Raw genomic sequence first — 21357 nt, 5'->3', positions numbered from 1 at the left:
TTTAAATAAAGGTTGAAGGAAAAATATGCAAAATGAGCTGGTTGAGTGATAAAGGCAACAAGAGAGGGTAGGGAGGTAAAAGAAAAAAACAGAAGGAATTATTCCTTCTGTTCTAAAATCAGACTTTTTGGATTAATCTTATTCAAATCCGTAGAGTAGGGCTATGTCAGATTGAATACTGGTGATCATGGCAAGATGCTCATCTACTTGTGTAATGACCTCCTCATTGAATGTCCCATCATCATTGAAGGCATTCATCCGTAGTTCATCCATCTCAACAGAGAGTTGAAGCATCTCTAAGTATGACTCACGGAAATTCTCAGCATTGGTAGGTACAGCAGTCTCTTCTACTTGAGCTAAGGCTTCTTGTGATGCTTTAACTAAGGTGGCTGCTTCATTTTTATAGTCAGCAGGGGTTTTTTGACCATTTAGTGTTTCCATATAGAGCTCATCCATAGTGATCATGTTACCCCAAATTACATTGGATGCTTCTTCTATAGCAGCTAACCATTCATTAGCAGCATCAATCTCTTCATCGCTAGCCTCTTGAACATCATAGAGCATCAGCTTTAGGGCAACCTGTATTTGATTCTCTGTTGCCACCATCTTTTCTAATAGTGGATTTAGTTTTTCTGTGTTTACAGTTGCGTCATCATTAAAGATCTCACTGGTTCCAGCAAATCCTTGGAGATATTCTTGGTATAATGATACAATCTCTGCTTTGGCATCCTCACCAGCTGGCTTAATAGGGGTCTCGGCAATCTTATTTACGACTACAGTAGCTTCTTCTAGAATCGCAGCATTTTCTGCTTTATATTCATCGACAGAGCGTTCGCCTGCAAGTACCTGGTCAACGATTTGTCCATTTTCCGCCATCAGTACATAGAATTGATCAATTTCATTACCTACGTTCCAATTCATGAAGGCTTCCTTTACATCGTCGGCAGTAAATTCTGTTTGGGCTTCATCCTTTGTTTCTTCCTTTTTCTCCGTATCTGTTACTGCAGGTTTCTCCTCATCCTTTGGTGCATCTGCTTTCTTATCACTGGAGCAACCAATCATCGTAATCGCTAGGACTAGTACGACAAATAAACTCATAACATAACGAAAATTTTTCAATGGTATCCTCCTCTAAAACCTACCAAGTTTAAAATTTATATGGTTTTTTATGCAACATTTAAAATTATAGCCATTTAGAAATTTATACATAAGAAGCATAAGTAGGACTTATTAGAATAAAATGTATGTTTTTTCTAGTAATTCAAAGATGAATTCATTGGAGAGGGAAAAATAAAAAGCAGAAGGAAGGATTCCTAACTGCTTCAAAATCTACCATATGCCTCCCATATTTCATCGAGGATAGATTCATTGATTTGTCTAAGATGCTCTACTTGTTCCTGATCCTCTTCGCTAAAGGCTCCATTTCTGGTTATACGCGTTGCAAACATTTCATGAACGGTAGTTAAATCCTCTAATATGATATAGAGCGAACCAGCCAATGACTCTAGCTGTTTGGGATAAGGAGTTTTCACGATTTTGGCATGGACCTTCTTGAGATGCTCATCAAGCTGGGTTGCCATTTCCTTATACTCTTTATAGCTAATCTCCTTATTTCTTAGTTTGTAAGCAAGATTCGTGGTTTTCTCATAGATCTCATGAAACATTTCATAGTAAGGTTCAATCTCCTCATACCATGCTTCAGCATCAAGTAATACCTCTTTACTCACTTCCCAAGTAAATTCCTGTATTTCATACTGGAGATCTTCTAATTCCTCTTCTAAGCTACGTAATTGATTTCGAATCTTTGAAAGGCTCTTACCCTCCCATTCATCACCTTTCCCTGCACCATCCACCTCAGCCATTGATTGCTGAAACTTTTGATAGAAGGAAAGGAGTTGCTTTTCATATTTGTGATTAGCGCCATAGAATCGCCGTTCCTCGATCTTCGCCAGCGTTTCATCTAATTGTTTCTCCAATCCCTCATAAGCTTTCTTATATTCTTTGGGGCTAGTGTAATCATTCCGCGCGTCTTCTACTAGGTCTAGGCCATCATCAAGAAAACGGGTAAGTTGCTTCTCCCAATGTGGTCCACCCCAAGCGAGATAGGCAACCAAATGATTGACACTACCTCCTTCATTCACACCCATTTTACTGAGGAGGGCCTCTTCATCAGGAGATTTACTAGCGACAAAAGCTTGAGTATAAGGTCCAAATGCCACTCCGGTGACAATAATAATTAGGGCAACTATCAACAGCATCCAACGCCATTTTTGGTAACTCACAGACTATTCCTCCCTTTACAACAGATGGGAAATCGATATAGCCAGTATAACTAAAATAGCAAAAATAGGCAATAAAGTTTAAAAAAGAGACCTCACCCTATCAATATGGGGAGGTCTCGATTAATGAGATGATTCGATGATTGGCCGGTTAAAGCAAGTCTTCTTTACTTTCGTGGTAACACTTTCTCAGGACAAATAATAGAATCAAGCCTACTGCAGAGAGAATGGTGAAGAAGAGGTAGGTTGTACCAATGGAATAATTCTCGTATAGCCAGCCGCCAAACAGGCTACAGAACCAAGTGCCTAACCCGTTACCAACAGCAGAGTACACAGCGATGGCTGTGGCTTGAACTTCCCGCGGTGTGGTGGTATAGACAAACTGGATCGAAGCTGGAATAAAGAGTCCTGTGGAAAAACCCTGCAGAAAGATCAAGAGAAAAATGACCAAGAGTGAGGGTTGAAAGGCATACAGTCCCCAGCGCAATGTTGCGATGGCAGCAGCAGCGATCATCATTGTCATTACGCCATAACGCTGAATCCAGGTCCCTGCTATTTTCATAAAAGGTGCTTCACTACCAGCAGCTAGGAAAAAGGCCCAACCTAAGCTGGCTAAGCTACCGCCAATGCCTAGTATGAGAAAGCCAAAAAAGGAATTGTTCGCATAGATAGGGCCGAAAATCATAAAATTGATGAGTAAAAATAATAAGTATTGCGGCATCTTTAAGAGACGTGCTAGACCTACTTTCCATTGAATGGCAGCTAATGGTGCGGAGTAGGCAGGTAACACCTTACTGTTCAAGAAGGCAATCAGTAGAATGAGAATCAAGGCGATGAAGATGGATTGTAAGCCTAATTGCTCAGTAATAAAGCCCATGATCAAAACGGAAAAGGCAAAGCCAATTGCACCCCAAAGGCGGAAGCTACCATATTCCAAGCCCTTTGTCGTTGCGTATTGGATCGCTAAGCTATCAGAGATGGGAACGAGTGCACTCTGAATGAGCGAGAGGGCAATATATGCAATGACCACACTCCAATAGGATGAGACAAAGAAAAAAGCAAAGGTTGTGAATGCAGTCCCTAGCAAGGCGATCTGTAGGAGTAGCCGAGGCTTCTGGGTATAATCAGTCATTGCGCCCCAGATCGGCTGGGCAATGGTTAGTACAATGGGATTAAGTGAAAGTAAGAACCCGATCTGTGTACCTGAGAATTGTAATTCACTTTCAAAATAAGGACCGAGGAATGGGAATAGCACGCCAAAGGAGAAAAACAGAACAAGATAATGGATGCGTATCCCTCTTGTTACGAGTTGATCTGTCTGATTCATTGGATATTACCCTCAACTTTCTCTACAACCATTACCATTATGAAGGTGCAGTTACCGATTTTCCGAACGAGAAAGCCCATGCAGGGCGTAGCCCGTCTTTAGACATGGGATGAAAGCGAGGTCAGACAAGGGGTAGCTTATGGCTACCATAATTGTCTGAATTGTACTATAATTTGCTTATAGACAAGTACAAGTCTCTAACACAACCTCGTTCTTTGAAAATTGGATATCGTATAAGGTTCGATCGCCTAATACATGCGATCGGTAAAACGATATGTGTCGTCAAGAACAAGACGCTAAAACACCACGAACGAAAAAACTGTACGCGATGGTCATAGTAGCGTAGCCATATCTGCTATATGCACTGGATATGGAGGGGTGATGAGACACCCTCATCTTGCAGGCTGTTCAAAACAGAAATGGACTGAGAACGCAAAGCCATGCAGGAATCCCACCCGTCAGGGCTTGCGACTTTAGTCGTGGGAGTCTCAAAAGAAGACTCTATTCATTATAGCTTATGTGCAGAGTGGATGCAGTATCATCATCTGAATAGAGAATTATGCTTAGTCGTTGGCGGATTTGTTTGAAACCTGTCATGGATTGTACACTTTTGGAGGATCTCCTTTGCTTATAATAAATATGAGAAGGGAATTCAACTAGAAAGGAACGACATTGCAATCATGAAAAAGAATGGCTTTAATCAACCTGCAGACATATTGGTTGCCATCGGTGAGCCCAGTCTCTTTGATAGTTACTGTCAACAGTTAGTGGAACTAGGCTATCATGTAATGCTCGTTTCTTCAGGTGAATTGGCCCTGAAATATGTGGCAGGTCATCCGATTCAGCTCTTAATATTGGATGCAGTTTTACCGGATCGAAATAGTTTGCAGTTATTGAGGGAAGTGAAAGAACAATCTCCTTTAGTTGAAGTCATCTTCACCTGTAAGGAAGATGCAACCTTACTTTCACCTCATGCCCTTTACTTAGGTGCTTTTACAACATTATCACGCCCCTTTTCATTTCCTCAGCTAGAGGAAGCCATCAACCGGGCACTTGGAAACCGTTCACGTCTTGAGAAAATGTGTAGACAGCTGGCACTTGGTTCCATGTGTTCCGGTTGTTTTATTATTGGTCGACATTCCTTGATTCGAAATTTGCATCAGTTCATTCATTGTGTGGCCAATAGCGAAGCCACGGTTCTAATCTATGGGGAGAGTGGAACCGGTAAAGACTTGGTTGCAAAAGCATTACACCAATGTAGCTATCGTAAGGATCAACCATTCCAAGTGCTGAATTCTGCTGCGCTACCACCGGAGTTATTGGAAAGCGAATTGTTCGGCTATGAAAGGGGAGCTTTTACCGGGGCTGTGACCACAAGGATCGGGCTTGTGGAGGAGGCAGCAGGTGGCACCCTCTTTCTCGATGAAATCGGTGAGATGGATCTATCGATTCAAGCAAAGCTCCTTCGGTTCCTAGAGAATGGAGAGTTCCGTCGGATTGGTTCGAATATCTTGCGCAAGGTAAAAGTACGAGTGGTTGCGGCGACCAATCGTGATCTTCAGCAGGCGGTCAGCGAGGGTAAATTCCGCGAGGATCTCTACTACCGCTTAAGTATCGTGACAATTCAGACTCCACCGTTGCGTGAGCATCCCTGTGACATCCCCTTATTAGCTCAACACTTTCTTCATCTCTATACACCGCTAGGGAAGGAGAAGCGATTGGCAGAAGACGCATGGCAGTTTCTAGATGCCTATGAATATCCAGGAAATGTTCGAGAATTGAGCAATATGATTGAACGGGGGATTCTCTTATCAGAGGGTGAACTGATCCATGCTGAACATTTACAGGGATATCATGATTATCCTACTTTGAAAACGATACCAAGAATAGGAATGATGAGCTTGGATCAGGATTTAACATTAGCCACCATGGAACGACATCATATCCAATGTGTATTGCAATTGGTGGAGGGGAACAAAACACAAGCAGCACAACAACTGGGTATTAGTATTAGTACCCTTTACCGGAAAATTGAAGAGTACCAGATCTCCGATACATCGAATGGCACTCATGAAACCCTCTCAAATTGATAAGGTCTTTAGACCTATTCTTTCATAATGATAGAGTTCAACCGTCGATAGGAAGCGAAATCCTCCTAAATCGGCGGTTTTTTTTGGCATGAAAAATGCATTAGTAGATAAGTGAAAGGCGAGTGGATGGATTGTACGACCACCCCCTTACTTTTCAAACAGTCAATATGGGAGGTGAAACGATTCCAAGCAGATAACCAGATGGATGGTTTAAGACGGTGTTTACTCTTAGTTATGGTGAAAAGAACAACGAAAATGTCACACAATCAGAAATTGAACTGAGGATGTGACAGAAATTAATGAGCGAGGTGAATGTAGATGCTGAATCGGCGCCAATTTCTGAAACTTTCCATGGCAGTTGGTACAGTAGCTGTAGTGGATTTGGGTCTGGACAAACTGAGTCATGCAGAAGAGCCGAAGGAATTTACTCCTCTCCATGCCCGTACCCAAGAGTTAGAGGCTCGGGTAGATCCACAGAGCGGAGAAGTGAAAGTGAATTCCAACATTGTCATGCGGAATAGTGCTTGTCTCGGATGCTATAGCTCTTGTGGTAACCGGGTCAAAATTGATACGCGAACCGGTCAGATGCTACGAGTATATGGGAATCCGTATAATCCGAACAATGCTCAACCAACCTTGGATTTTGAAGCACCATTATTAGACGCATACCGTGCATTCAGTAGCTATCAAGATTATGGATATCGTTATCGTGCCACGCTATGTCAACGGGGGAATGCAACCCTAGAGGCGCACTATGACCCCAATCGTATTCTGGTTCCCTTAAAGCGGGCAGGAAAACGGGGAGAAGGAAAATGGGTCCCCATTACTTGGGAAGAAGCTGTTAAGGAAACGGTTGAAGGTGGTAAGCTCTTTGCAGATCTTGGTGAGGGTCAAACCATCGAAGGCTTCCGTCAAGTTCATGATGTGAAGACTCCTCTTGATCCAGCTCAGCCTGAGTTAGGTCCGAAGAGCAACCAGCTCTCCTTTATTGGCGGACGTGGGGATGGTCGTACAGTGATTGCGAACAAATTTGCGGGATTTTTTGGTACAAAGAACTTCCATTCACATGGCTTTTCCTGAGGGGGCTCTAAAGTCCCAGGTGCTGGGATATTCGCTGGTGGAAACGTCTTTAAGCCAGATATGACAAATGCTGAATATATCCTCTATCTAGGTGCTTACCCTGGTAAAGCAGGGAAGCCGATGCAGACCATTGCTCGGCAGGCAGCCGTGGGTACCACAACAGGTCATTTGAAATATACGGTGGTAGACCCAGTCATGATGGGTGGAGGAATTGGCCCCAATGGTAACCGGACGAAGTGGGTCCCCATTAAGCCAACAACGGACGGTGCATTTGCACTTGCATTAATCCAATGGATTCTTGCCAACCGCCGTTATAACGAAGCCTATTTAAGCGCTCCTAATCTCGAGGCAGCTCAAGCGAAAGGCTATAACAGCTTCTGTAATGCTTCGTACCTCGTCATTATGGATGAGCAGCATCCCAATTATCGGAAACTTTTACGGGCAGAGGATCTCGGACTTCCGGTACCAGAAAACGACGGTAAGGAAGATTTCTACGTGGTGATTGATAAAGCCACACGGCAACCCAAGCTTTACAGTGAAACAACCGATGCAGATATCTTCTATGCCGGCGCATTGACTGCTGCTGATGGAACAACGATTCATGTTAAATCTAGCCTGCTCTTACTGAAGGAGAGTGCAGATTCCCATGATATGGAGTTCTACAGCAAAGAGTGTGGGATTCCGGTTGCTACCATTGTGGAAATCGCTAAGGAGTTCACCTCTCATGGAACCAAGGTAGCTGTGGATGGTTTAGGCGGTACGGCATCCTCAACGGGCTTGCAAGCGACCGCTGCTCACTACGCACTCTGTGCCCTTGTCGGTTCGACGAATATGAAGGGCGGTAATATTACTCGGCGGAACAACTTTAGTACTGCTACTCCAGGACCGCGTTATGATCTGAAAAATATTGAAGGAGCACCAAAACCAGCAGGGATGCTTGTAGGACGTACTGGTGCTAGATATGAAGATACCACGGAATATAAACAGAAGGTGGCGCAAGGAGAAAATCCTTATCCTAGTAAATTCCCTTGGCATCCAGTTGGGGGTGCATCCGATAACCAAGCGGTCTTCGCTGCCATTAATGGGTACCCTTATCAGACTAAAATTCTCTTCACTTGGATGAGTAATCCCGTGATGACAACGCCAGCAGGTGCGAAAAGTGAAGTAGTTGAAGGACTGAAGGATGTAAATAAGGTTCCGTTATTTATCGCTTCCGATGCTTTTATGGGCGAAACAACGTCCTTAGCTGACTATATCATTCCAGATACTACTCCCTATGAAAGTTGGGGTACTCCCAATATTGAAGGGAACTTCTCTGGTAAAGGCACCACCGTTCGCTGGCCTGTAGTGAAAGCGCTAACAGAACAATTGCCAGACGGTCGTTATGCTTGTTTAGAGAACTATATTATTGATGTGGCAAAGGCGATCGGCGTACCAGGCTATGGTGACAAGGCACTGAAAGATAAGGATGGGAATGATGTTCCCGTTAATAATCCAGCTGAGTATTTCTTACGGATTATCACCAACATGGCCTTCGACGACTCCATTGGTAAAGTGGCGCCTGACATTACTGATGAAGAGATTCAGCTCATGGGTCTAGGAGAAGAACTAGAAGAGTGGAAGAAGATTTTGAAGCCAGATGAATGGCGAAAAGCACTCTATGTGATGAGTCGTGGTGGTCGTTTCGAAAGTCGGGAGGATGGATTTGATGGTGAGTTCCATAAATATGGCTATAAGAAAGTGTTAAATCTCTATGTAGAATCACTTGCTACTGCACGGAATAGCTTCACTGGCGAATACTTCCCAGGTGTACTTGTCTATGAACCTGAAACCTTTGCCGATGGCACATTATTAACGGATAAGTATCCAGAGAGCGAATGGCCATTTAAAGGAGTCTCCTACAAGGCCAACTTCCGTAGTGTCACCATGTTAGCTAATAGCTCTATCCTTACACAGATTCATGATACCAACTATGTAGAGGTCAATATTGAAGATGCTGAACAGTTAGGCTTAAAAAATGGCGATCGGGTGAAATTGATTTCCGCTACTGGTGGTGAAGAAGAGGGGATCTTACTAGCACGTCAAGGTGTAGCAAAAGGTACTGTAGCCATCGCCTTCGGTTATGGACACTGGCAATATGGAGTAAAATCCTATGAAGTAGGAAATGAGACCATACCTGGCGATGAGCGGCGTGGCAAAGGGGTTAACCTTGCTCGTATTAGTCTGCTCGACCCAACCGTTGAAGCAGGTATCATGGGCTTTAGCGAGATGTCAACAGGAATTCCAAGCCGGAATGGTGGCGCCTTCCGAATTGAGAGAGTGTAGGTGATGATGATGCAGACTGAAGCGTATGGGACAACTGACGTACGTCAGCAGATTTATGCGTTTCTCGCTAGTCTTTTTCTTCAAGAGCCAACAGCGGAGCGGATGGAGCAGAACTACCTACAGCTTTCTCTCATGTTAGAAGAGTATGGTGAAGAGCCACTATCTATGGATAATAAGTCTAATGTCGAAGAACTCCGTCAGGAATATTATGACCGCTTCTTTGTTCCCATGTCAGGGCGTTATATCCCACCTTACGAATCAGTTCTGCGCAATTATCTTACCAATGGTCGTAAGTGGGGGCGCTTAATGGGTCCAGAAGCCAGTCATGTCCAATCCTGTTATGATCTCTTTGATTTTCAACCTACCCGCTTGGATATTTTTGAACCCTTGAAGGGCATCACTTTTCCTGATCATATTGGGTTTGAATTAGCTTTTATGGCTTATCTCTGTATGGAGGAATTAGAGTCTGTGGGAAGGAACGAAGGGTTAGCTACGAAGTGGCGAGATCGGCAAGAACAATTTTTAGCTGAACATGTGAACCCATGGACCGATTCGTTTGTTGCTGCCCTGACGGAGTCAGGAGAAGGTTATTACACAAAGGTTGGGTTAATCGTATTCAACTGGGTAGCTGATGATATGAAATACCTGCGAAGCAATTCAACGAAAGTGGGTGAATGGTCATGAGTACAACATCACAACATCGCTATGCCATGGTGATCGATGTACGACGCTGTGTTAGCTGCCATGCTTGTACCGTTACGTGTAAAATGGAGAACGATGTACCGGAAGGTTTTTTCCGCTCATGGGTGGCGGAAGCAGATAAAGGGGTCTTCCCCAATGTGATTCGGGTCAAGGTACCTCGTCTTTGTAATCAGTGTGAAGATGCTCCTTGTACTACGGTTTGTCCAGTTAAGGCTACCTATCATGATGAAGATGGAATTGTACGGATCGATCCTGATAAATGTATTGGCTGTCGCTACTGTATCGCTGCATGTCCTTACGATCAGCGCTATCTTAATCCCGAGAATGGGATGGCGGATAAATGCGACTTCTGTATCGAGCGGGTTCATGCAGGGCTCCTACCGGCTTGTGTAAGCAACTGTATCGCACATGCCCGGTATTTTGGTGACTTAAATGATCCCAATAGTATCGTAAGCCGCCTTCTAGCAGAAGAATCCTACCAAGTTCTTCGCCCTGAATTGGGGACAAAACCTCGCGTCTTTTATATTGGGTTGGATGAGGCGCTAGCAGGTGCAGACTTTAGTAAGCTGGAGAAAAGGGGGTAAGGGAAGATGGATACTACCATCGTCTATCAGTTGCAGCATGAGGCCCCATTTGGCATGTTAATTGTATTCTATATTTTCATTGCTGGTCTGAGTGCAGGACTCTTTCTCGTTTCCACACTCAGTACCGTGTTTGGGATTAAAAAATATGATGCGCTAGTTAAGCCAGCTAGTATTATGGCGCTAGGTGCACTTGTTCCAGGGGCATTGGCCTTGATTGTGGACTTAGGACAACCAGGCCGTTTCATTACCCTGCTCTTCCGCGTCAATCCTAGCTCTGCCATGACATGGGGTTCGTTTATCTTACTCTTTTACGGAATCATCGCTTTAGTCTATACATGGTTTGCTTGGCGTAATGAGAATGCCAAACGTCTAAAAGGCTGGGGAGTTGCAGGTTTAATCCTTGCAGCATCCCTTGGGTTGTACACAGGCTTTCTACTAGCTTTAGCACCAAGTCGTCCCCTTTGGAACTCAGCCTTGGTACCTATTCTCTTCTTAGTTTCTGGGTTTGTTTCAGGTATGAGTCTGCTTAGTGTGGCCAATAGCTTCTTCCCACGTCTGACAGGCGTAGCTGGTGAAGAGGTGAAGGAAGCGCTCCATGGTCTGAAAATTGGCTTTGTTGTGCTAGAACTTGCCTTATTAGCAGCCCATATCCTGATTCTCTTTGCCCTTGATGCAGCTGGAAAAGGAGTGGCAGAGAATCTCCTAGCAGGTGATCGCTTCTTCTCCTTCGTCGTTGTTCAAGTACTCATTGGGATGGTACTTCCCTTGCTGTTACTGGTATTTAGTAAGGGTTCTACAGCCATCTTAGGAATTTCTGGCCTTCTCAGCTTAGTTGGTGTCTTTGCTCTCCGCTTTAACTTCGTCATTGCTGGTGGAGAGATGCCATTGACAGGGACACTCTTTAACACAGTAGATACTTCAGGAGCAGCTTGGATGGAGGTTACGATCTTCTTAGTACTATTTGCTGTTCTCGTCTTACTCCTCCCGCCACTCTGTAAAAAACTATTTGATAACCAAGGTGTATTTGCAAAGAAGGCATGAGGATAACTCAAACGGATAATACCACTCTCTAAGTAATCAATTTCGTAATCTTTAATCAAACAAGGCAGCTGATCAAGTTGGATCGGCTGCCTTGTTATGATCATACGATATCAGCCCCATCTCTGTGGCGTATATTCCTGAATTATCTGGAAAAAATAGAATTATGCGCATACTTTTACCTTATGGCAATGAAACAAAACTCATTCAGCTTTCGGGGCACCAAGAAATTAAGATCTACGATTTCCCCAAAATTGCCCCCTTTGCTGAGGATGAGCGATTAGTAGATGCTCTGCGTGAGCCCATTGGCTCACCTCCATTGCAGATGCTTGTACAAAATGCAAAGAGTGCATGTATTTTGGTCAGCGATTCAACACGGCTAGTACCTACAGCAAAGCTCGTTGATCAGCTAATGACAAAATTGAAGGAAGGAGGCATGAGGGAGGAAGAGATAACCGTGGTGATCGCCTTAGGAACACATCGGCGGCAGACGGAGCGTGAAATGATTCAAATTGTTGGCGAAAAGTGGATGGGCAAGTTAAACATTTTGAATCACTCACCACTTGTGGAAGATGCCGTTTTACTGGGGCAGACCACACGGGGCACACCTGTAGAGGTCTATCGACCGGTTATAGAGGCGGAGCTCCGAATTGCAACGGGAAACATCGAACCCCATTGGTTGGTGGGAATGTCAGGTGGACTAAAGGCCTTGATGCCAGGCGTGGCAAGCGAACGGGCGATTCAGGCCCACCATGCATTGAGCAGGGAATATCAGGTACAGCCTGGGATGGTAGAGAATCCTCTTCGTGACGATCTGGAAGAGTGGCAGCAGTTTCTACCCATTCACTTTCTCTTCAATACGGTGGTCAATCCACAGCGCCAGATCATGGCGGCAGTAAGCGGTGATCCGCTGGCAGCGTTCCGTAAAGGCGTTGAACTGGCTAAGCCGTATTTCTTTCATCCTATGCCTCCACCATTTGAGGTTACAGTCGCATCAGCTGGTGGCACTCCCAAGGATATGAATCTTTATCAGCTCATCAAGAGCTTGCAGAATGCCAGTCAGATTACCAAGAAGGGCGGTGTCATTGTACTGGTTGGGGAATGCGGTGAAGGGTTTGGTCATCCTGCCTTTCAAGAATGGGTGGAGCGTCACCAACCTGGAGAATATGAGAAGGTGAAGCCTGAATTTCGTCTAGGCTGGCACAAGGTAGAACAGTTGGAGCAGCTGGCGAAGGAGTATCAAATCTATCTATATAGCGCCATGGCTCACGCTTTCGTAGATCTTCTACCCATTACGGGATTAACCCATTTGAATCTTCAGGAGTTTGCCTGGTATCGCAGAGCAAGGCGGGTTGCTGTTTTACCTCATGCTTCACTTACCTTTTTTCATAATCAGTAGAAGTAGCGTCATCGTCTAAAGGAGGATGAATAGATGGGCTGGGATGGATGGCCTTTTGTGCGGATTGCAACAATTTTTGTTGCCCTTGCTTTTCTTGTCATAGGCTTTCAGGTTACGCTCTTTCACTATCGGCAAAACTTTCATCATCGCTCTATGTGGTTGCCAGTCATTTCAGCACCGTTGATTTTTCTCACGGGTCTCATCTACAGCTTTTGGCTAACTAACTGGAGCTATTATCTTTACCTCATCTTGCTTTGGATCGGTCTTGTGGATGGGGTGGTGGGAGCTTTCTTTCATATCCGTGGGGTCCGAATTCGTGTCGGTGGCTGGACCCTACGTAATCTATTGATCGGGCCTCCCATCTTTCTTCCCATGATGTTTGGTGCCTTGAGTATCCTCGGTCTACTCGCAGTTTGGTGGAGGTGAAGCATGGCTATGCAGAAGCATTACCCAACCTATGATGTATTGGAGCAGATGGATCATTGGGATGATCATACTCAGAAAATTGTTCAAAAAAGATTGGAGCCACTTCATCAGCTTCGCTTCTTCCGACCAGAGCAGATGACCCTTCTTATGGAGCTGGCAGCGCGACTCACAGGCGATCCTCGTCCTGAGATCGGTCAGTATATTGTGAAGCATCTGGATCAAAGCTTAGCGAAGGATGCTGGTGAGGGGGAACGCCATGTGAATTCACCTCCCCAGGCTCAACTGATCCGTGAAGGATTGAATGCGCTAGAACAGAGTACTGTTGCTCATCTTCTTGCACCCTTTGCAGGTCTTCAACCTGAGCAGCAGCGGAGTATCTTGAGCATGATTCAAGGTGGAATGACACCTTATCCTCAGTACTGGAAGCATGTGGATCCAACCATCTTTATGAAAAAATTAGTCCAGCTTGTCATTGAAGCCTATTACTCGCACCCCCATGTCTGGTCGGATATCGGCTATGGGGGTCCGGCCTATCCAAGGGGTTATGTAAGGACAGAACTAGGACAATTGGATCCATGGGAGGCGAAGCGGAAGCATGCTGAAGAGAAAATACGCGAATGAAGAAGTGGATGTACTCATTATTGGTGCAGGGGCAGCAGGTGGCGTACTGGCGAAGGAACTGGCAGAAGCCAACCTGAAGGTGGTGGTATTGGAGGCAGGTCCTTTTCGTGATCCTCAGAAGGATTTTGCCAGTGATGAATTAAGCATGAAGCGTTTAGGCTGGGAGGATACACGACTGGTCGCTGGGAAGAATCCCTTAACCATGGGACATAACAATTCAGGCCGCGGTGTAGGTGGGGGGACGGTTCACTTTACTGGCGTCTTTTTGCGTTTTCAGGATATTGATTTTCGTGCTCGGACCATGGATGGTGTCGCTTGGGATTGGCCCATAAGCTATGAGGATCTAGAGCCGTACTATACACAGATCGAGCAAGAGATTGCTGTGTCAGGACCAAAGCATTTCCCTTGGGGTCATTTTCATGGTCCCTATCCTTATCCAGAAAGGCATCCCCTCAGTCCCAATGCCGATCTTTTTATGAATGGTTGTGAAAAGCTAGGGATTCAAGCCACACCCACTCCCCTTGCTATTCTTTCTGCCCCGTATGATGGTCGTCCACCTTGTATTAATCGGGGCTTCTGTAATCAAGGCTGTATGCCCAATGCCAAGTTCTCCACCTTAATTCACCATATTCCCAAGGCGATGAAGGCCGGTGCGGAAGTCCTAGCTGATTGTATGGTGACACAGATTCTCCTCGATCAAGATGACAAAGTACGTGGAGTAACATTTGTCCACGATGGCATCACCTATGAGCAGTCAGCGCGCATTGTGATTCTCTCTGCTTATGCCATCGAATCGCCTCGCCTATTATTGCATTCCGCTACGACACAATATCCGCAGGGATTAGCCAATACCAGTGGCTGGGTGGGGAAGGGTCTCATGACCCACAGCAGCCATGATGTCTATGCTAAATTTGCAGACGAGGTTCGGCTGTATAAAGGAACGCCAGTATTGGCCAGTACCTTAGATTTTTACAGGACCGATGCCAGCAGAGGATTTGTGAGGGGGTATACGATCCATGCCCATGGGGTGAGACCGGTAGCGATGGCGCAAGGCTTGGCAAGAACCCATGGATTATGGGGAGAAAAACTCCAGCAGGTGATGCTGGATTATAATTTCTATGGTCGCTTAACCATGGTTGGTGAAGTCTTACCACAGGTCCATAACAGTGTCACCTTGGCGGATGAGGTGGATGAGTATGGAATCCCGCGTGCCCGTGTCTCATTTAGTTATAGTACGAATGATGAACGGGTGATTCAACATGGTGTCGCTACCATGTCTACGATTTTGGAAGCGGCAGGTGGTAAAGTGGAATATGTGGTCGATGATACAGCCCATCTCATGGGGGGCTGTCGGATGGGAGAAGATCCGGAGGATTCTGTGGTAGATGGGTACTGTCAGAGCCATGATCATCCCAATCTTTTTATCTGCGATGCTAGTGTCTTTGTTACCTCTGGTGCAGGCAATCCCACGAATACGGTGATGGCCATTGCCCTACGAACAGCAGAATATATTAAGAAGCATATCCGCTCCGGACAACTTCCGTCACAAACTGTTTAAGAATTTGCTGTGTGAATTCAAGTAATTGTCATACTTGCTTTAACTCTCCTCTCCTTGAGTGTAGTAAAATATGGGTGAAGAAACATGCCAATCATCCGGATGAATGGCCCATATGAACTCCGAGTCTATTGAACCTGTGGATCCGTCTATGGTTCATAGACCGATAGGGTATGTGTGGAAACGCATGTGCCTCCCGCTGGAAAGGAGTGAACAATGAAGATCAGCTCGTAACAGGTTGTTCCTTTCCATTTGCAAAGGACAACCTGTTTTTTGTTATCCGAAGCCGTCAACTTAAATAAGGAGTGAAGTAGCTTGAAACAATCATGGATGAAAAAATTCGCACTGATTTTTACAGTGATCTTACTTATTAGCACGCTTGCTGCTTGTGGACAGAAGGATGATGCTCCGAAGGAGAATGAAAACACAGCCCCAGCTGAAACAGAAGAACCCATTGAATTAATGGTATCTGCCGCAGCTAGTTTAACCGATGCGCTCAACCAGATTAAAGCAGATTTTGAAGCAAGTCATGATCATGTAACCATCACTTTAAATATGGCCAGTTCAGGTAAGCTCGCACAACAGATTGAGCAAGGTGCACCTGTGGATATTTTTATCTCTGCCAATCAGTCATTTATGAATGACCTTGAAGAAAAAGCCTTGATTGATTCTGCTACCCGTGCGGATGTGGTAGGAAATGACCTTGTGTTAATCACGCAAGCAGATCGCACGGAATTACCAGCTACATTGGCTGATCTTGCAGATGAACAATATGGTCAGCTTGCTATTGGTGAAATCGAGACCGTTCCTGCTGGAAAATATGCAAAGCAAAGCTTAGAAGCAGCAGGGATCTGGGAACAGCTTCAAGAGCGGATCATCTACACCTCCAATGTACGACAAGTTCTTACCTATGTAGAATCTAAGAATGTGGATTATGGCGTGGTATTTGCTAGTGATGCTGCCATCTCCGATCAAGTTCAAGTTGTCTCCACAGTGGATGAAGGGCATGATCCCATCCTCTATCCAGCAGCTGTAGTTGCCAACAGCACCCATGCAGAAATGGCTCAGGAGTTTATTCAATACCTACTAGGTGATGGTGCAGCCACCTTGCAATCCTATGGCTTTCGCCAACCCTAAGAGATTATGAGATAAAAAGCTAGGTAGATCATTACAAGGGGGAGACGAATCGTGCTAGACCAAGTGAATATGACACCCTTTCTTCTCTCATTAAAAATTGCAGGCATGGCTACATTGATCGTCTTTATGATCGGGGTAGCATTGGCTCACTGGATGGCCCGCCATCAATTCTTTGGAAAGAGCTTCATCGAAGCCCTTGTTACCCTACCCCTTGTCTTGCCTCCTACCGTTGTAGGCTTCGGCTTACTCATTCTGTTTGGGAAAAATGGAATGATTGGCAAGTGGCTCGATGATTGGTTTGGTGTACAGGTGGTTTTTACTTGGGTGGCAGCAGTGATTGCCTCTGTGGTCGTCTCTTTTCCACTCATGTATCAGAATGCAGTTGCTGCTTTTCAGCAGGTGGATCGCCGGCTAGAATCAGCTGCACTTCTCATGGGGGCATCACGTCTCCATGTTTTTCGCACCATTACCTTTCCCTTAGCGTGGCCTGGCCTATTGGCTGGTTTGGTCCTTACATTTGCCCGTGCGCTAGGCGAATTTGGTGCTACCCTGATGCTAGCTGGCTATATTCCAGGACGGACGGATACCATGCCATTGGCCATCTATTTTGCCGTAGAGTCAGGGCATATGGATCTAGCTGCTTTTTGGGCGATTATCATCGTTACCTTTGGCTTAAGTATTATCATGTGGCTTAATTGGTGGAGTAAGAAAAATATCCAACGCTACACACAACAGGAAGGGAGGGGATAAGATGTTACAGGTCCAGATTGTGAAGCAACTTACGCAGACGGTATTACGTGCTAATTTTACTGTGGAGAATGAAATTGTGGTTCTGTTCGGTCCATCAGGAGCAGGGAAAACTACCATATTAAACAGTATTGCTGGTTTGGTTCATCCTGACCAAGGGAAAATCATCTGCAATGATCAGGTATTCTTCCAACGATCTGAGGATGGGAAGCATGAGACGCTACCAATTCAGAAAAGAAGAGTGGGTTATCTCTTTCAGGACTATGCTCTCTTTCCCCATATGACTGTGGAACAGAATATCTGCTATGGCTTCAGACGGCGGGAGTATCAACAGGTGTGTCAGCATGTAGATCATCTTGTCTCCACCCTTCATATCGGTCATCTGCTAAAGAAGTATCCCAATCAAATCTCGGGCGGAGAGAAGCAACGGGTTGCACTTGCTCGAGCTTTAGCTATTCAACCACAAGTCCTACTCCTCGATGAGCCCATGTCAGCGTTGGACCCAGATACACGTTGCCAGTGTCAGGACGAACTACTACGCTTACATCAAGAGTGGCAGATTCCCACCATTCTCGTCACCCATGATCGTACGGAAGCAGAACGGCTCGGCGATCGGATTCTTCATTTAAACGAAGGGGTACTTCATTATGCTAAAGTGGGTGAAAGTGAAGCGCTGGTATATTGAGCAATTAACTCCTTCATGGTAGGATAAGAGAAATAGACGATGAGGGAGGGAGTTAATCGATGAAACGGATTCTCGCAATTTTTGCACATCCCGACGACGAAACCTTCGCATGTGGTGGTTCTCTGACCAAATGGGCTGAGGAGGGAGCAGAGATCACCTTGCTCTGTGCAACGAGAGGCGAAGCAGGACGCCGAATGGGGGATCCTCCGTTTACTACGAGGGAAGAGCTTCCTCAAGTTCGTGAAGCAGAATTACGACAGGCCTGTGAGGTAATGGGTGTTCAGTATCTTCATTTCCTCGATATTAAGGATAAGGAAGTGGAGCTTCATGAGCCAGAGCCACTCACTTCCATCTTACGAGACTGGATGGAGCAACTGAAGCCGGATCTGGTTGTCACCTTTGGGCTACTGGGACGGTTCAATTATCATGCTGATCATCGTGCGGTCTCCCGCTGTGCAACGGAAGCGTTCATGAGTAGCTCCCATCCCTGTATGCTATACTATCCGCTCTTTCCTGCAGAATGGGAGAAAGCTAGTGAGCTAGGACTACAGCAGAAGGATCTGGTCCGTATCGAGATTACGGATACTTGGGAGAAGAAGGTGACTGCACTGCAAGCACACCGCACACAGATGGAGCAGGAGAAGTGGCTATGGCAACGGGATTCAGCACGAGAGAGGATTGCCATGTTTGAAGCATTCATTCCTGTCATTCATCCCAAGCTAGAAAAATAGTCTTAAAAAGCCCAACCTCCCATGGGCTTTTCAATATTTAAAAGAAGAGACAGAAAATTATAAAATATAGAACATTTCAGTTGATTTTTTTCTGCAACATGCTTTATGATGAGATCAAAGAGAGGGAGAAGAAGGGAAATAGGTTCTTCTTCATTTTTTTAACCAATAATGAATGAACATTCATTCAAAAATTAAAGCTGGATGGAGAAGCAAGAAGGGGGAATGAGAATGAGAGCGATCCGTCGTGTTGTGGTGATTGGCTCTGGTGTCATGGGATCAGGGATCGCAGCACACCTAGCCAATGCAGGGTTGATAGTAGATTTACTCGACATTGTACCACAGAGTCTCACAGCCAAAGAGGAGCAAGCAGGCTTAACATTGGAGGATCCAAGGGTTCGTAATCGCTTGGCAGAAGAGGCGAGGCAGCGCTTATTACAGACCAAGCCAGCGCCTCTCTTTACACCTGCTCACTTGAAGCGAATTGAAGCAGGTAACTTGGAGGACCATCATGAACGCTTGCAACAGGCCGATTGGATTATTGAAGTGGTTGTGGAGAAGCTGGAGGTAAAGCAAGTTATCTTTCAATTGGTGGATGAGTGGAGAAAACCAGGAAGTATTGTGAGCTCCAATACCTCAGGGATCTCCATCGCTGCTATGGCAGCTGGTCGAAGCGATGATTTTCGTCACCATTTCTGCGGAACTCATTTCTTCAATCCTCCGCGCTATCTGAAATTATTGGAAGTGATACCCACAGAGGAGACGAAGCCAGAGGTCGTTCAATTCATCCGTCAATTCGCTGAGCAGCGTCTTGGTAAAGGTGTAGTCATTGCTCGTGATACGGTGAATTTTATCGCCAATCGGATCGGAACCTATGGGCTTCAAGTAACGATCCAGGCCATGGTGGAAGGTGGCTATGGCATCGATGAAGTGGATGAGGTAACAGGTCCGCTTTTAGGTCGCCCTAAGAGTGCCACCTTCCGTACCTTGGATGTGGTTGGTCTAGATACGTATGCCCATGTGGCCAATAATGTTCACCTCCATGTGGAAGATGAAGCAGAGAAACAGGTCTTTTGCTTACCGACATTTGTCCAGACCATGATCAGTAATGGCTGGTTGGGTGCCAAAACTGGTCAAGGCTTTTATCAAAAAACACGTGGGCAAGCCGGGAAAGAGATTCTCGTCCTCAATGTGGAGAGCATGGAGTATCGACCGCGTCAACGGATGCAAGCACCTTCCATCAACAGAGCGAAGCAGGCGAAGACCTTAGAAGAGAAGATTCGAATTCTTGCTTATAGTGAGGATCGTGCAGGAAAATTGGTTTGGGAGGTATTAAAATCCACCTTGCTCTATGCGGCAAGTAAGGTTGGGGAGATTGCGGAGGATCTTCATAGCATCGATCAGGCCATGCGTTGGGGCTTTGGCTGGGAGCTTGGCCCCTTTGAAGTCTGGGATGCCCTCGGTGTGGTGAAGAGTGTGGAACGGATGCAAGCAGAAGGAGAAGTGATTCCCACCCTCGTTAAAGAGCTGTTAGCATCAGGTCAGACTAGTTTTTATCAAAGAAACATTGGAACGACTCACTTCTTTACGAAGGGTGCTGGTTTGCGCGAGATTGAGCATGATCAGCGAGTGATCAATCTCGAAGCATTGAAGGAAAAAGGACGGGTGATTACGCGGAATGCAGGTGCTACGCTCCTTGATCTAGATGATGGCATCGCATTGCTGCAGTTTACTTCACCTAATAATGCATTAGGGCTTGATGTGATTCAGCTGATTCACCAAGAGCTTCCCAAGCTGGAGGAGCGATATCGTGGGCTCGTGATCGGGAATCAAGGAAAACACTTCTGTGTCGGCGCCAATATCGCTTTGATGCTCATGGAGGCACAGGATGAGAATTGGTTTGAGCTGGAGCAGGTGATCAAAGGCTTTCAACAAGCCATGATGAAGCTGAAGTATAGCAAGATTCCGGTGGTCGCTGCGCCGTTTCAAATGGCTTTGGGAGGCGGTGCAGAGATCAGCTTTCCAGCTGCTCATATTCAGGCTGCTGCGGAGACCTATCTCGGCTTAGTGGAGGTTGGCGTCGGGTTGATTCCTGGCGGTGGAGGGAATAAAGAGGTCCTACTCCGTCTACTGGATACCATTCCTGAAGGGGTAGAAGTGGACCTCCAGTCCTATGTGAATCAAGCCTTCATGTTAATTGCCATGGCGCGGGTCTCTACCAGTGCCCATGAAGCGAAAGCCTTAGGATTACTTCGTCCACAGGATGGGGTCACGATGAATCAAGATTTTCTACTCTATGATGCGAAGCAGAAGGCGATCCGATTAGCAGAGGAAGGCTATGCACCACCGATTCCTCGCAAGATTCCGGTGGTGGGGGAAACGGGCCTTGCTACTTTGGAATTAGGAGCCTATGGCTTTTTACAGAGTGGGCAGATCAGTGATCATGACTATACCATTGCGAAAAAACTGGCTTTTGTCCTCGCAGGTGGACATGTGCCGAAAGGGACGCTTGTAGATGAAGAGTATCTACTAGATCTTGAACGGGAAGCATTTCTCAGTCTGCTTGGGGAAGTGAAAACACAGCAACGCATGCAGCACATGCTGTTAAAAGGAAAGCCTTTACGTAATTAAGAG

General features: G+C 45.7%; 18 protein-coding genes and 1 riboswitch. Of the genes, 15 read left to right on the top strand and 3 right to left on the bottom strand.

All coding sequences use genetic code 11. The features are described 5' to 3' along the window. Window positions 1-138 precede the first annotated feature (138 nt). The 3 genes from BN1691_RS05860 to BN1691_RS05850 all read right to left on the bottom strand — a co-directional run bounded on the left by BN1691_RS05860 (window position 139) and on the right by BN1691_RS05850 (window position 3606). Window positions 139-1119 carry a hypothetical protein gene (locus BN1691_RS05860; RefSeq protein ID WP_048601308.1) on the bottom strand — a complete coding sequence of 327 codons (981 nt, stop codon included), beginning with the start codon at window positions 1117-1119 and terminating at the stop codon, window positions 139-141. A 203-nt stretch (window positions 1120-1322) separates the two neighbouring features. Then, the gene (locus tag BN1691_RS05855) at window positions 1323-2282 is read right to left on the bottom strand and encodes a hypothetical protein (protein WP_048601307.1); all 960 of its coding nucleotides are present in this window, start codon (window positions 2280-2282) and stop codon (window positions 1323-1325) included. A 148-nt stretch (window positions 2283-2430) separates the two neighbouring features. Further along, window positions 2431-3606, bottom strand: coding sequence for an MFS transporter (locus tag BN1691_RS05850; protein ID WP_048601306.1), 1176 nt, complete (start codon window positions 3604-3606; stop codon window positions 2431-2433). A 680-nt stretch (window positions 3607-4286) separates the two neighbouring features. Here BN1691_RS05850 and BN1691_RS05845 point away from each other — a divergent pair. From BN1691_RS05845 to BN1691_RS05775, 15 genes are all read left to right on the top strand, one after another. Beyond that, complete coding sequence (locus BN1691_RS05845; RefSeq protein WP_048601305.1) at window positions 4287-5696, top strand: sigma-54-dependent transcriptional regulator; 1410 nt, start codon at window positions 4287-4289, stop codon at window positions 5694-5696. A 318-nt stretch (window positions 5697-6014) separates the two neighbouring features. Then, window positions 6015-6776 (top strand): hypothetical protein, encoded by a 762-nt coding sequence (locus BN1691_RS14530; protein WP_197082490.1) that lies wholly within the window; start codon window positions 6015-6017, stop codon window positions 6774-6776. Window positions 6777-6836: 60 nt separating this feature from the next. Beyond that, window positions 6837-9101 carry a molybdopterin-dependent oxidoreductase gene (locus BN1691_RS05835; RefSeq protein ID WP_048601304.1) on the top strand — a complete coding sequence of 755 codons (2265 nt, stop codon included), beginning with the start codon at window positions 6837-6839 and terminating at the stop codon, window positions 9099-9101. A gap of 3 nt (window positions 9102-9104) precedes the next feature. Continuing rightward, window positions 9105-9785 (top strand): TorD/DmsD family molecular chaperone, encoded by a 681-nt coding sequence (locus BN1691_RS05830; RefSeq protein WP_147545698.1) that lies wholly within the window; start codon window positions 9105-9107, stop codon window positions 9783-9785. Further along, complete coding sequence (locus tag BN1691_RS05825) at window positions 9782-10387, top strand: 4Fe-4S dicluster domain-containing protein (protein ID WP_048601302.1); 606 nt, start codon at window positions 9782-9784, stop codon at window positions 10385-10387. The genes BN1691_RS05830 and BN1691_RS05825 overlap by 4 nt, the downstream gene beginning before the upstream one ends. A gap of 6 nt (window positions 10388-10393) precedes the next feature. Then, the gene (gene nrfD / locus BN1691_RS05820; RefSeq protein ID WP_048601301.1) at window positions 10394-11428 is read left to right on the top strand and encodes an NrfD/PsrC family molybdoenzyme membrane anchor subunit; all 1035 of its coding nucleotides are present in this window, start codon (window positions 10394-10396) and stop codon (window positions 11426-11428) included. Window positions 11429-11591: 163 nt separating this feature from the next. Continuing rightward, a complete protein-coding gene (locus BN1691_RS05815; protein WP_048601300.1) occupies window positions 11592-12824 on the top strand; it encodes a nickel-dependent lactate racemase family protein in 1233 nt (410 codons plus the stop codon). Between the two features lie 33 nt (window positions 12825-12857). After that, window positions 12858-13250, top strand: coding sequence for a hypothetical protein (locus BN1691_RS05810; protein WP_048601299.1), 393 nt, complete (start codon window positions 12858-12860; stop codon window positions 13248-13250). Between the two features lie 3 nt (window positions 13251-13253). After that, complete coding sequence (locus tag BN1691_RS05805; protein ID WP_048601298.1) at window positions 13254-13871, top strand: gluconate 2-dehydrogenase subunit 3 family protein; 618 nt, start codon at window positions 13254-13256, stop codon at window positions 13869-13871. Beyond that, window positions 13846-15429: a GMC family oxidoreductase gene (locus BN1691_RS05800; RefSeq protein ID WP_048601297.1), complete on the top strand. Its 1584-nt coding sequence runs from the start codon at window positions 13846-13848 to the stop codon at window positions 15427-15429. Before BN1691_RS05805 ends, BN1691_RS05800 begins: the two co-directional genes overlap by 26 nt. Window positions 15430-15534: 105 nt before the next feature. Beyond that, window positions 15535-15652, top strand: a riboswitch (molybdenum cofactor riboswitch). A gap of 89 nt (window positions 15653-15741) precedes the next feature. Beyond that, a complete protein-coding gene (gene modA, locus BN1691_RS05795; RefSeq protein ID WP_053083712.1) occupies window positions 15742-16563 on the top strand; it encodes a molybdate ABC transporter substrate-binding protein in 822 nt (273 codons plus the stop codon). 69 nt (window positions 16564-16632) lie between these two features. After that, the gene (gene modB / locus BN1691_RS05790) at window positions 16633-17313 is read left to right on the top strand and encodes a molybdate ABC transporter permease subunit (RefSeq protein ID WP_048601651.1); all 681 of its coding nucleotides are present in this window, start codon (window positions 16633-16635) and stop codon (window positions 17311-17313) included. A 1-nt stretch (window position 17314) separates the two neighbouring features. Continuing rightward, window positions 17315-17995, top strand: a complete 681-nt coding sequence (locus BN1691_RS05785) for an ATP-binding cassette domain-containing protein (RefSeq protein WP_048601296.1) — start codon at window positions 17315-17317, stop codon at window positions 17993-17995. A 59-nt stretch (window positions 17996-18054) separates the two neighbouring features. Beyond that, complete coding sequence (locus BN1691_RS05780; RefSeq protein WP_048601295.1) at window positions 18055-18726, top strand: PIG-L deacetylase family protein; 672 nt, start codon at window positions 18055-18057, stop codon at window positions 18724-18726. Window positions 18727-18948: 222 nt separating this feature from the next. After that, complete coding sequence (locus tag BN1691_RS05775) at window positions 18949-21354, top strand: 3-hydroxyacyl-CoA dehydrogenase/enoyl-CoA hydratase family protein (protein ID WP_390621635.1); 2406 nt, start codon at window positions 18949-18951, stop codon at window positions 21352-21354. Window positions 21355-21357 lie beyond the last annotated feature (3 nt).

The organism is Rubeoparvulum massiliense (assembly GCF_001049895.1).
GTDB classification, from domain to species: Bacteria; Bacillota; Bacilli; order Rubeoparvulales; family Rubeoparvulaceae; genus Rubeoparvulum; species Rubeoparvulum massiliense.
The sequence above is the reverse complement of the archived record's forward strand: the minus strand, read 5'-3'. Positions and strand labels throughout refer to the sequence as shown.